Origin of the sequence: Pseudomonas sp. NPDC089422, from assembly GCF_044749405.1 — a bacterium.
Lineage (GTDB): Bacteria > Pseudomonadota > Gammaproteobacteria > Pseudomonadales > Pseudomonadaceae > Aquipseudomonas.
Map to the genome: position 1 here is coordinate 95,908 of NZ_JBIVHW010000011.1, position 11,647 is coordinate 107,554.

The following is an 11,647-nucleotide window of genomic DNA, read 5'->3' on the forward strand; positions in this document are numbered from 1 at the left end:
AAGGCGCGCATTGTAACCCCTCAGCGCAACAAGGCGGCGTAGCGATCGCAATCGGTGGTGTGGTCCATGACCATGCCGGTGGCCTGCATGAAGGCGTAGCAGATGGTCGGGCCGACGAAGGTGAAGCCGGCTTTCTGCAAGGCCTTGCTCATGGCCTTGGCTTCGTCGGTGACTGCCGGCACGTCGCCACGGGCCTGGAAGTGGTTGATCTTCGGCTCGCCGCCCACGAACGACCAGAGCCACTCGGCGGGGTTATCCACAGCCAGCCAGGCCTGCGCATTGCGCCGGGCAGCCTTGAGCTTGAGGCGGTTGCGGATGATGCCGGCGTCGAGCATCAGCTCCTCGATCCGTTCGTCGCTCATGGCCGCCAGTTTCACCGGGTCGAAGCCGTGCATTACCTTGCGATAACGCTCGCGTTTGCGCAAAACAGTGATCCACGATAGCCCCGCCTGGAACCCTTCGAGCAAAAGCATCTCGAACAGCAACGCCGGGTCACGCTGTGGCGTTCCCCATTCCTGGTCGTGGTAGGCCTGGTACAACGGATCGTCGGTACACCAAAAGCAGCGTGGCATAAGGCTCCAATGAGTAGAGGGCGAGGCGAATCAGGTTATACTCCCGCTCTTTACATCCGCATCCCCAGATACAGGTGAATTTCGTGAGCCAGCCTACGCCAGCCGTGCGTACCTTCCAAGACCTGATCCTCGCCCTGCAAAACTACTGGGCAGCTCAAGGTTGTGTGGTGCTTCAGCCCTACGATATGGAAGTAGGCGCCGGCACTTTCCACACCGCTACATTCCTGCGCGCCGTGGGTCCAGAAACCTGGAACGCCGCCTATGTGCAGCCTAGCCGTCGCCCTGCCGACGGGCGGTATGGCGAAAACCCCAACCGCCTGCAGCACTACTACCAGTTCCAGGTGGTCCTGAAGCCGAACCCGGCCAACTTCCAGGAGCTGTACCTCGGCTCGCTGAAAGCCATCGGCCTGGACCCGCTGGTCCACGACATCCGCTTCGTCGAAGACAACTGGGAGTCGCCGACCCTGGGCGCCTGGGGCCTGGGCTGGGAAATCTGGCTGAACGGCATGGAAGTCACCCAGTTCACCTACTTCCAGCAGGTCGGTGGCATCGAGTGCTACCCGGTCACCGGTGAAATCACCTACGGCCTCGAGCGCCTGGCCATGTATATCCAGGGCGTCGACTCGGTCTACGACCTGGTGTGGGCCGACGGCCCGTTCGGAAAGGTCACCTACGGCGACGTGTTCCACCAGAACGAGGTGGAGCAGTCGACCTACAACTTCGAACACGCCAACGTCGACAAGCTGTTCGAACTGTTCGATTTCTATGAAAGCGAAGCCAACCGCCTGATCAAGCTGGAGCTGCCGCTGCCGACCTATGAAATGGTCCTGAAGGCCTCGCACACCTTCAACCTGCTGGACGCCCGCCGCGCCATCTCGGTAACCGAGCGCCAGCGTTACATCCTGCGCGTACGTACCCTGGCCCGGGACGTGGCGCAAAGCTATCTGCAAGCCCGTGCACGCCTGGGCTTCCCGATGGCCACCCCTGAACTGCGTGACGAAGTGTTGGCGAAGCTGGAGGCTGCACAATGAGTGCTCAAGATTTCCTGGTAGAACTGGGCACCGAGGAGCTGCCTCCGAAAGCCCTGGCCAGCCTCGGTGACGCCTTCCTGGCCGGCATCGAGAAGGGCCTGCAGGCCGCAGGCCTGAACTACACCGGCAAGCAGGTGTACGCCGCGCCGCGCCGTTTGGCCGTGCTGATCCGCCAGCTGGACGTGCAGCAGCCTGACCGCAGCATCAACATCGATGGCCCGCCCATGCAGGCGGCCTTCAAAGACGGCGAGCCAACCCAGGCTGCCTTGGGCTTCGCCAAGAAGTGCGGCGTGGAGCTGTCGGAAATCGACCAGAGTGGCGCCAAGCTGCGCTTCTCCCAGCACATCCCGGGCAAGGCTACCGCCAGCCTGCTGCCGACCATCGTCGAGGATTCGCTCAACGACCTGCCGATCCCCAAGCGCATGCGCTGGGCCGCCAGCCGTGAAGAGTTCGTGCGCCCGACCCAGTGGCTGGTGATGCTGCTCGGCGACCAGGTGGTCGATTGCACCATCCTGTCGCAGAAGGCCGGCCGTGAATCCCGTGGCCACCGCTTCCACCACCCGGAAAACGTGGTCATCACCACCCCGGCCAACTACGTTGAAGACCTGCGCAAGGCCTACGTGCTGGCCGACTTCGCCGAGCGTCGCGAACTGATCAGCAAGCGCACCGCAGAGCTGGCCATGCAGCAGGAAGGCAGCGCCATCGTGCCGCCGGCGCTGCTGGACGAAGTGACTGCCCTGGTCGAATGGCCAGTGCCGCTGGTGTGCTCGTTCGAGGAGCGTTTCCTCGAGGTGCCGCAGGAAGCCCTGATCACCACCATGCAGGACAACCAGAAGTACTTCTGCCTGCTGGACAGCGAAGGCAAGCTGCTGCCGCGCTTTATCACCGTGGCCAACGTCGAGAGCCGTGACCCCAAGCAGATCGTGCAGGGTAACGAGAAGGTCGTGCGCCCGCGCCTGACCGACGCCGAGTTCTTCTTCAAGCAGGACAAGAAGCAGCCGCTGGAAACCTTCAACGAGCGCCTGAAGAACGTGGTATTCCAGGCCCAGCTGGGCACTGTCTACGACAAGGCCGAGCGTGTTTCCAGGCTGGCAGCCTTCATCGCCCCGCTGATCGGCGGCGACGCCCAGCGCGCTGGCCGTGCCGGCCTGCTGTCGAAGTGCGACCTGGCCACCGAGATGGTCGGCGAATTCCCTGAAATGCAGGGTGTTGCCGGCTACTACTACGCGCTCAACGACGGCGAGCCGGAAGACGTCGCCCTGGCCCTGAACGAGCAGTACATGCCGCGCGGTGCTGGCGCCGAGCTGCCGCAGACCCTCACCGGTGCTGCCGTGGCCATCGCTGACAAGCTCGACACCCTGGTCGGCATCTTCGGCATCGGCATGCTGCCCACCGGCAGCAAGGACCCGTATGCCCTGCGCCGTGCCGCCCTGGGCGTGCTGCGCATCCTGATCGAGAAGCAGCTGGACCTGGACCTGAGCGCAGCGGTGGAGTTCGCGGTCAAGCAGTTCGGTGCCAAGGTCAAGGCCGCAGGCCTGGCCGAGCAGGTGCTGGAGTTCATCTTCGACCGCCTGCGTGCACGCTACGAAGACGAAGGCATCGACGTTGCCACCTACCTGTCGGTACGTGCCCTGAAGCCGGCGTCTGCCCTGGACTTCGACCAGCGCGTGCAAGCCGTGCAGGCCTTCCGCAAGCTGCCGGAAGCCGAAGCCCTGGCCGCGGTGAACAAGCGTGTGTCGAACCTGCTGAGCAAGGCCGAAGGCGCCATCGCCGATCAGGTCGAGCCGAAGTACTTCGACAACGCCAACGAGTTCTCCCTGTACTCGGCCATCCAGCAGGCCGACCTGGCTGTGCAACCGATGGCAGCCGCTCGCCAGTACAGCGAATCGCTGGCCCGCCTGGCGGCCCTGCGTGACCCGGTCGACGCCTTCTTCGAGGCGGTGATGGTCAACGCCGAAGACGCCAAGGTCCGTGCCAACCGTTATGCCTTGCTCAGCCGCCTGCGCGGCCTGTTCCTGGGCGTGGCCGACATTTCGCTGCTGGGGTAAGCCTTGAAACTGCTGATTCTCGATCGTGACGGGGTGATCAACTACGACTCCGACGCCTACATCAAGACGCTGGAAGAGTGGATCCCGATCCCTGGCTCGGTCGAGGCCATCGCGCAGTTGAGCAAGGCGGGCTGGACGGTGGCCGTGGCCACCAACCAGTCCGGCATCGCCCGTGGCTACTACCCGCTGGCAACCCTCGAGGCCATGCACGCGCGCTTGCGCGCGCTGGTGGCCGAGCAGGGCGGCGAGGTGGGCCACATCGTGTATTGCCCGCACGGGCCGGACGAAGGCTGCGATTGCCGCAAGCCCAAGCCTGGCATGCTGCGGGCGATCGCCGAGCATTACCAGGTGGGCCTCGAAGGCGTCTGGTTCGTTGGCGACAGCAAAGGTGACCTGGAGGCCGCCCTGGCCGTCGGTGCACAACCCGTGTTGGTGAAAACCGGCAAGGGTGAGCGGACCCTGGAAAAAGGCGTCCCGGAAACTACACTGATTTTCGACGATCTGGCAGCTATCGCCAGAGAAATTATTTAAACAACAATGCGCCTTCGGGCGCATTTTTCCCAGGCGGGCACGCCCCGCAACGGTACTTGCCACTATGTCGATCCTGCAGGCGATCAGAATCTTTCTTTTTTACCTGCTGCTGGGCACCAGTTCGCTGCTGTGGTGCTCGCTGAGCTTCTTCGTCGCGCCGTTCTTGTCGTTCCCCAAGCGCTACAAGTTCATCAACGTGTACTGGTGCCGCTGCGCATTGTTCCTGGTGCGCACCATCCTCGGTATCAACTACAAGGTCACCGGTGCCGAGAACGTGCCGGATGAACCCTGCGTGATTCTGTCCAACCACCAGAGCACCTGGGAAACCTTCTTCCTTTCCCAGTACTTCTCGCCGCTGAGCCAGGTGCTCAAGCGCGAGCTGCTGTATGTGCCGTTCTTTGGTTGGGCCATGGCCATGCTGAGGCCGATCGCGATCAACCGCGACAACCCCAAGGAAGCCCTGCGCCAGGTGGCCAGCAAGGGTGACGAATTGCTCAAGCAGAAAACCTGGGTGCTGATCTTCCCGGAAGGTACCCGTGTACCGTTCGGTACCGTGGGCAAATTCTCCCGAGGCGGTACCGCGCTGGCCGTGAATGCTGGCTTGCCAGTGCTGCCGATTGCCCACAACGCTGGCAAGTTCTGGCCCAAGACGGGCTGGGGCAAGCGCTCGGGTACCATCGAGGTGGTGATCGGCAAGCCGATGTATGCCGAGGGCAGCGGACCACGGGCCATTGCCGAGCTAAACGACCGTGCTGCGGCGTGGAACGAAGCCACTCAGCGGGCCATGGGCTCGCTGCCGCCAGTGGATGAAAAACCGCAGGAGCAGATGGCCTGACCATCTGTGGATAACTTGTGAACAGTTTTTTGATAAAGTCCCCGGATACGACGCTAAGTGTATGAATTAGCTGTTTATTTCTTGGTATGACAATTTTCTGAAAAACGTGCATAAGTTTTTTCGGGGCATAAGAAAACCGGCTTTTACAGCCGGTTTTTTTATGGCTTGGTGATGGCGTCAGACTTTGTCGATATCCACGTCCTTGGTTTCTTTCAGGCAGAAGATCCCCACCACCAGGCTGATGCCAGTCACCAGTACCGGGTACCACAAGCCGTAGAAGATATCCCCGGTATACACCACCAGCGCGAACGACACCGTTGGCAGGAAGCCGCCGAACCAGCCGTTGCCGATGTGGTAGGGCAGCGACATGGAGGTGTAGCGGATACGGGTCGGGAACAGCTCGACCATCACCGCCGCCAGCGGCCCGTAGGTCATGGTCGCGATCAGGATCATGGCCACGATCAGCACCACCACCATCACCTGGTTGACCTGCCCCGGGTCTGCCTTGGCCGGGTAGCCCGCCTGCTCGATCGCCGCACGCATGGCCGTTTCATCGAAGCCGTTGATGGTCTTGTCGCCAATGTTCACCACCACATCACTGCCGGCCACGCTCACCGAGCTGTACGGCAGGCCCTGCTTGACCAGGAAGGTCTTGACCTTGTCGCACGGGCTGTCGAAACGCGCCTTGCCAACCGGGTCGAACTGGAAGGTACAGCCTTGCGGATCTGCGGTGACCACGATCGGCGCCTGACGGCTGGCCGCATCGATCTGCGGGTTGGCGTAATGGCTCAGGGCCTTGAACATCGGGAAGTACAGCACGGTGGCCAGGAGCAGGCCGAGCATCAGGATCGGCTTGCGCCCGATACGGTCGGACAGCCAACCGAAGAACACGAAGAACGGCGCGCCGATCACCACGCTGATGATCAGCAAGGTGTTGGCCTGGGCCGGGTCCATCTTGAGCATCTGGGTCATGAAGAACAGCACATAGAACTGCGCCGTGTAGAAGGTCACGGCTTGCCCGGCATTGATACTGAACAGCGCCGTGAGCACGACCTTGAGGTTTGGCCAGGAAGTGAACGACTCGCGGATCGGTGACTTGCTGACCTTGCCCTGGGCCTTCATTTTCACGAAGGCCGGCGACTCGTGCATGCTCATGCGGATCCAGGTAGAGATCGCCAGCAGGATGATCGACAGCAGGAACGGCAGGCGCCAGCCCCAGGTTTCGAACTGATCACCACTGATGTAGCGGCTGCCCAGTACCACCAGCAATGACAGCAGCAAGCCCAGGGTCGCAGTGGACTGGATGAAACCGGTGTGGAAGCCGCGCTTGCCGGGTGGCGCGTGCTCGGCCACGTAAGTGGCGGCACCACCGTATTCACCCCCCAGCGCCAGCCCCTGAAGCATGCGCAGGATCACCAGGATGATCGGTGCCGCGATGCCGATGCTGGCGTAGGTGGGCAGCAGGCCGACGGCGAACGTCGACAGGCCCATCAGCACGATGGTCACCAGGAAGGTGTACTTGCGCCCGATCATGTCGCCCAGGCGGCCGAACACCAGCGCACCGAACGGCCGCACCAGGAAGCCGGCAGCAAAGGCCATGAGGGCGAAAATGAAGGCGGTGGTGTCATTCACCCCGGCGAAGAACTGCTTGCTGATGACAGCGGCCAGCGCCCCATAGAGAAAAAAGTCATACCACTCGAACACCGTCCCGAGGGATGACGCGAAAATGATCTTGCGTTCTTCACGACGGCTGGAGGTGCTCGCCGCCGCACCCTGCTCTTGGATGTAATCCGACATCGTTGCTGTCCTCGGCCCGCAGGCCACAGTGATTATTCTTGTTGTTCCACTGTCGGCAGCTTGTGACCGCGAGCTGCCGGTGTTGCACGCTCCCGGTCAGGGGGTCGGTACTGCGTCTTGGTTCAGGTAGGTCTGGGTTGCGGCTCCTTTGAGGATCAGTTGCGCCGCCTTCTCGGCGATCATCAGGGTGGGGGAACAGGTATTGCCGGAGGTGATCTGCGGCATGATCGAGGCATCGGCCACACGCAAGCCCGGGATGCCATGCACACGCAGCTGGTTATCCACAACGTCCAGGTCGCCGTTGCCCATGCGGCAGGTGCCGACCGGGTGGAAGATGGTGGTGCCGATCTTGCCGGCCGCGTCGAACAGTTCTTCCTCGGTTTGCAGGGCCGGGCCTGGCAGATATTCCCGGGGGTCGAAAGCGGCGAGGGCAGGGGCCTGGACGATGCGCCGGGTCAGGCGGATGGCATCGGCGGCAACGCGCAGGTCCTGGGGGTCGCTCAAGTAGTTGGGATCGATGAGCGGTGTGCTGTTCATGTTCGCGCTGCGGATATCGATGCGCCCACGGCTGGCCGGGCGCAGGTTGCACACCGAGGCGGTGAAGGCCGGAAACTGATGCAGCGGCTCGCCGAAGCGCTCCAGTGATAGCGGCTGCACGTGATACTGCAGGTTGGCTGTTGCCTGCTCCGGGCTCGATCGCACGAAAGCGCCCAGCTGGCTCGGCGCCATGGCCAGCGGGCCACTGCGGTCGTAGAGATAGCGCAGGCCCATGCCCAGCTTGCCCCACAGGCTGTTGGCCATCTGGTTGAGGGTGCGGGTGTTGCTGATCTGGTAGATCAGCCGCAGCTGCAGGTGATCCTGCAGGTTGCCGCCAACGCCAGGCATGTCGTGGCGCACACCGATGCCCAGGCTTTCGAGCAGCTTGCGCGGGCCGATGCCGGAACGCTGGAGAATGCCGGGCGACCCCACGGCGCCAGCACAGAGGATGATCTCGCGACGTGCGGCAAACTCGTGCCAGGCACCTTGCCAGTGCGCCTTGACCGCACGGGCACGGGTGTTGTTCAGCAGCACCTGGTCAACCTGCACGCCGGTCAGCACGGTGAGGTTGGGACGGTCCTTGATCGGCCGGAGAAAGGCCTTGGAGGCATTCCAGCGTACACCGCTGCGCTGATTGACCTGAAAGTATCCACAGCCCTGGTTGTCGCCGGTGTTGAAGTCGTCGACCTTGCCGATGCCACTCTGCTCGGCGGCATCACGGAAGGCATCGAGGATCGGCCAGCTGTAGCGCTGGCGCTCGACCCGCCATTCACCCTCACTGCCATGGTGTTCGCTGGCGCCGGCAAAGTGGTTCTCGCTGGCCTTGAACAACGGCAGCACATCCTTCCAGGCCCAGCCTTCGTTGCCTTGCTCGGCCCAATGGTCGTAATCGGCGGCCTGGCCACGCATGTAGATCATGCCGTTGATAGACGAACAGCCACCGAGCACCTTGCCCCGTGGATAACCTAGTGCGCGACCGAGCAGGCCGGGCTGTGCTTCGGTCTTGAAGCACCAATCGGTGCGGGGGTTGCCGATGCAGTAAAGGTAACCGACGGGGATGTGAATCCAGGGATAGTTGTCGCGGCCACCGGCTTCGAGCAGCAGGACGCGGCAGGAAGGGTCGGCGGACAAACGATTGGCCAGCAGGCAGCCGGCGGGACCAGCGCCTACGACCACGTAGTCGAAGACAGAATCGGCTGATGGCATGTGCAACCTCGCGCCTGATTATTATTCTTGTCCCGATCCATCTTAGTGAGTAATTTCGCCAAGGAAACACGAGATTTCACGCAGCCGCTGTGCGTTTTAGCACAGCCCAAAGGATCAGCATGTTCGACTGGAACGATCTGCGGTTTTTCCTCGAGTTGCAGCGCAGTGGCCGCCTGCTCAGCGCGGCCAAGCGCCTCAATACCACCCACAGCACGGTCGCCCGGCATATCGAGAGCATCGAGAAGAGCCTGGGTACGCCACTGTTCGTGCAGCACGCCCAGGGTTATGAACTGACCCCGTCGGGCCAGGCGCTGCTCAAGCACGCCGAAGCCATGGAGAACGTTGCCCTGCTGGCGCAGGAAGAAATCACCCAGGCCATCACCCCGCTGGGCAAGATTCGCCTGGGCGTCACCGAAGGCATCGGCATCATGTTCTTCACCCCGCGCATGAGCGAGCTGTTCGCCCGCTATCCGGGGCTAGAAGTGGAACTGGTGGCAGTACCGCGCTTCGTCAGCATCCTCAACCGCGAGGCAGAGATCAGCATTCATCTGGAGCGGCCCAACGCCGACCTGCTGATCACGCGCAAGCTCACCGACTACCGCCTGGCGCTGTACGCCAGCCAGGACTACCTGGACCGGGCGCCACCCCTGCGCAACCGCGAGGACCTGGCCCGGCACAGCTGGATCGGCTACGTCGATGACCTGCTGTTCAGCCAGGAACTGCTGTTTCTCAACAGCTTCTGCCGCGCACCGAACGTGGCCTTCCGCAGTACCAGTGTGATCGCCCAGCAAACCGCCGCACGCGCAGGGCTGGGCATCGCCGTGCTGCCCAACTACATGGCTCGCCATGACCCGACACTGGTGCGCGTGCTGCCCAGCGAGACCATCCAGCGCAGCTACTGGATCTGTACCCGCCGCGAGTTGCACAAGTCGGTGCGCCTGCGGGTGGTGTGGGACTACCTGCTGGCGCTGTGCGCGGCGGAACAGGACGAGCTGCTAGCCGAATAGCGCCTTGCCAGCCAGCAGCACGGCCGCGAGCCAACCGGCGACAGCGAACATCTGCTGCAGGCGAGGCCCGGCGATCTTTGCCGCCAGGGGTCGGGCCAGCAGCAGGCCGATCACCGCACCGATGGCAAAGGGTGCGCCAATCCGCCAGTGCATCACACCGGCCAAGCTGGCGCTGATCACGCTCCCCGTGGAAACCAGCGCGATGACGGCCAGGGAGGTCGAGACGATGCTCTTCATGCGCAGATTGGTGTAGCGGTTCAAGGCGGGGATTATCACAAAGCCGCCGCCTACTCCCAGCAGGCCGGAGAGCAAGCCGGACATCGCCCCGGTAAACGCGAGGGCGCGTGCGCAGGGTAACGTCCAGCGCAAGCGCCCCTGCAATGGGTTGAGCACGCAGGGCTCAATGTAGCGATGGGCTTCGCTGCCTTCGCCGCGCAGCTCTTTGGCCGCCTTGCGCCAGATGCGCAGGCAGGCATAGATGAGCACGGCAGCGAACACCAGCGCCAAGGGTGTATTGGGCAAGCGGTGGGCCAGCATCAGGCCGAACGGTGCCGCCGCGATGCCGATCAGGGCGATGAAGAGGGCGGCGCGATAACGCACCAGCCCTTCGCGCAAGCCGAGTGCCGCCCCCACCGCCGCAGCAAGCCCCACGGCGAGCAGCCCGATGGGTGCCGCTTCGACCATCGACAGGCCCAGCCCGAACACCAGCAGCGGCACCGCCAGGATGCCACCGCCAGCGCCAGTCAGCGCCAGCACCGCACCGATGATCGCACCGAGGCCAGCGCCAAGCAGTTGATGTTCGATCACTGTGCGGCCTCGGCGTCCAGCGGTTGCGGGCGCGCCAGCCACTCACGGCCTTTGAGCATCCCCTGCCAGTACAACGGCGGCAACACCCGTGCCTTGAGCAGCCAGGCCAGGCGAGTCGGCTGACGCCCATCGAGCAGCCAGCGGGGGAAGCTGGGGGCGACCTTACCGCCATAAGTGAATTCGGCCAGGACGATCTTGCCGCGCTCGACGGTCAGCGGGCAGGAGCCATAGCCGTCGTATTGGGCCAGGGTAGGGAGGCGGCCCAGCGCCACCAGCACATTGTTGGCGACCACTGGCGCCTGCTTGCGTGCAGCCGCAGCAGTCTTGGCATTGCTGGTGTTGGCCACATCGCCCAGTGCGTGGACGTTGCCGAACTGACGGTGGCGCAAGGTATGCGGGTCGACGTCGACCCAGCCGGCGGCATCGGCCAAGGGGCTCTGGCGAACGAAGTCCGGGGCAACCTGCGGCGGCACCACGTGCAACAGGTCGAAGGCTTCGGTACGGGTTTCACTGCTGCCGTCGGGTAGCGTACGCACGAAGGTGGCACGCTGGTTGGGCCCATCCACGGCCACCAGGCGATGGCTGTAATTAAGGTTCACGCCGTACTTGTCGATGTAGGCCATCAAGGCGGGTACATAGTCGGGGACGCCGAACAGCACGGCACCGGCATTGAAGAAACTGGCTTTCACGGCGCCCAGCCGACCACTGCGCAGCCAATGGTCACAGGACAGGTACAGCGCCTTTTGCGGTGCGCCAGCGCACTTGATCGGCATCGGCGGCTGGGTGAACAGGGCACGCCCTTGCTTGAGCTTTTGCACCAGCTCCCAGGTGTAAGGTGCCAGGTCATAGCGGTAGTTGGAGGTGACGCCGTTGCGGCCAAGGGTTTCGCTGAGCCCGTCGATCGCGTCCCAGTCGAGCTTGAGGCCGGGGCAGACCACCAGCTGTTCATAACTGATGGCACGGCCTCCCTCCAGGGTGACCAATTGGGCGGACGGGTCGAAGCCCTGGACACGCGCCTTGATCCAGCGCACGCCGCGCGGGATGGCCGAGGCCATGGTGCGAGCGGTGCTCGGCGCAGTGAAGACGCCGGCGCCGACCATGGTCCAGCCTGGCTGGTAGTAGTGCACCTCGGCAGGGTCGATCAGGGCGATGTCCAGTGACGGGTCACGGGCGATCAGGCTTGAGGCAGTGGCGATACCGGCGGCACCGGCACCGACGATGACCACCTTGTGGTGGTCGGCATTGGCAGGCATGGCAGTCAATCCTGGAATTTCTG

Annotated in this window: 10 protein-coding genes; 5 read left to right on the forward strand and 5 right to left on the reverse strand. The window is 63.3% G+C overall.

The features are described 5' to 3' along the window. Positions 1-20 precede the first annotated feature (20 nt). A complete protein-coding gene (locus ACIPZ8_RS20590; protein ID WP_400726870.1) occupies positions 21-572 on the reverse strand; it encodes a DNA-3-methyladenine glycosylase I in 552 nt (183 codons plus the stop codon). An 83-nt stretch (positions 573-655) separates the two neighbouring features. On the opposite strand from ACIPZ8_RS20590, the gene glyQ reads away from it, so the two are divergent. From glyQ to ACIPZ8_RS20610, 4 genes are all read left to right on the forward strand, one after another. Then, complete coding sequence (gene glyQ, locus ACIPZ8_RS20595; RefSeq protein ID WP_003253126.1) at positions 656-1,603, forward strand: glycine--tRNA ligase subunit alpha; 948 nt, start codon at positions 656-658, stop codon at positions 1,601-1,603. After that, positions 1,600-3,651, forward strand: coding sequence for a glycine--tRNA ligase subunit beta (gene glyS, locus ACIPZ8_RS20600; protein WP_400726873.1), 2,052 nt, complete (start codon positions 1,600-1,602; stop codon positions 3,649-3,651). Before glyQ ends, glyS begins: the two co-directional genes overlap by 4 nt. A 3-nt stretch (positions 3,652-3,654) precedes the next feature. After that, positions 3,655-4,182 carry a D-glycero-beta-D-manno-heptose 1,7-bisphosphate 7-phosphatase gene (gene gmhB, locus ACIPZ8_RS20605; RefSeq protein ID WP_085676570.1) on the forward strand — a complete coding sequence of 176 codons (528 nt, stop codon included), beginning with the start codon at positions 3,655-3,657 and terminating at the stop codon, positions 4,180-4,182. Between the two features lie 64 nt (positions 4,183-4,246). Then, a complete protein-coding gene (locus tag ACIPZ8_RS20610) occupies positions 4,247-5,017 on the forward strand; it encodes a 1-acyl-sn-glycerol-3-phosphate acyltransferase (protein WP_159412680.1) in 771 nt (256 codons plus the stop codon). A gap of 177 nt (positions 5,018-5,194) precedes the next feature. On the opposite strand, the gene ACIPZ8_RS20615 is transcribed toward ACIPZ8_RS20610, so the two are convergent. Both ACIPZ8_RS20615 and ACIPZ8_RS20620 read right to left on the reverse strand, forming a co-directional pair. Next, positions 5,195-6,814, reverse strand: coding sequence for an MFS transporter (locus tag ACIPZ8_RS20615; protein WP_400726876.1), 1,620 nt, complete (start codon positions 6,812-6,814; stop codon positions 5,195-5,197). 96 nt (positions 6,815-6,910) lie between these two features. Beyond that, a complete protein-coding gene (locus ACIPZ8_RS20620) occupies positions 6,911-8,557 on the reverse strand; it encodes a GMC family oxidoreductase (RefSeq protein ID WP_400726879.1) in 1,647 nt (548 codons plus the stop codon). A gap of 119 nt (positions 8,558-8,676) precedes the next feature. Between ACIPZ8_RS20620 and ACIPZ8_RS20625 the strand changes: the two genes are divergently transcribed. Next, positions 8,677-9,564 carry a LysR family transcriptional regulator gene (locus ACIPZ8_RS20625; protein ID WP_085676566.1) on the forward strand — a complete coding sequence of 296 codons (888 nt, stop codon included), beginning with the start codon at positions 8,677-8,679 and terminating at the stop codon, positions 9,562-9,564. Here the strand turns inward: ACIPZ8_RS20625 and ACIPZ8_RS20630 are convergent. Both ACIPZ8_RS20630 and ACIPZ8_RS20635 read right to left on the reverse strand, forming a co-directional pair. Next, entirely contained in the window at positions 9,553-10,371 is an 819-nt protein-coding gene (locus ACIPZ8_RS20630; protein WP_400726882.1) for a sulfite exporter TauE/SafE family protein, read from the reverse strand. The genes ACIPZ8_RS20625 and ACIPZ8_RS20630 overlap by 12 nt on opposite strands. Beyond that, positions 10,368-11,624, reverse strand: coding sequence for an FAD/NAD(P)-binding oxidoreductase (locus ACIPZ8_RS20635; protein ID WP_400726885.1), 1,257 nt, complete (start codon positions 11,622-11,624; stop codon positions 10,368-10,370). Before ACIPZ8_RS20635 ends, ACIPZ8_RS20630 begins: the two co-directional genes overlap by 4 nt. Positions 11,625-11,647 lie beyond the last annotated feature (23 nt).

Coding starts and splice junctions, on each gene's coding strand:
- ACIPZ8_RS20590 (WP_400726870.1), bottom strand. CDS start 572: ATGCCACGCTGCTTTTGGTGTACCGACGATCCGTTGTACCAGGCCTAC.
- glyS (WP_400726873.1), top strand. CDS start 1,600: ATGAGTGCTCAAGATTTCCTGGTAGAACTGGGCACCGAGGAGCTGCCT.
- ACIPZ8_RS20610 (WP_159412680.1), top strand. CDS start 4,247: ATGTCGATCCTGCAGGCGATCAGAATCTTTCTTTTTTACCTGCTGCTG.
- ACIPZ8_RS20615 (WP_400726876.1), bottom strand. CDS start 6,814: ATGTCGGATTACATCCAAGAGCAGGGTGCGGCGGCGAGCACCTCCAGC.
- ACIPZ8_RS20620 (WP_400726879.1), bottom strand. CDS start 8,557: ATGCCATCAGCCGATTCTGTCTTCGACTACGTGGTCGTAGGCGCTGGT.
- ACIPZ8_RS20625 (WP_085676566.1), top strand. CDS start 8,677: ATGTTCGACTGGAACGATCTGCGGTTTTTCCTCGAGTTGCAGCGCAGT.
- ACIPZ8_RS20635 (WP_400726885.1), bottom strand. CDS start 11,624: ATGCCTGCCAATGCCGACCACCACAAGGTGGTCATCGTCGGTGCCGGT.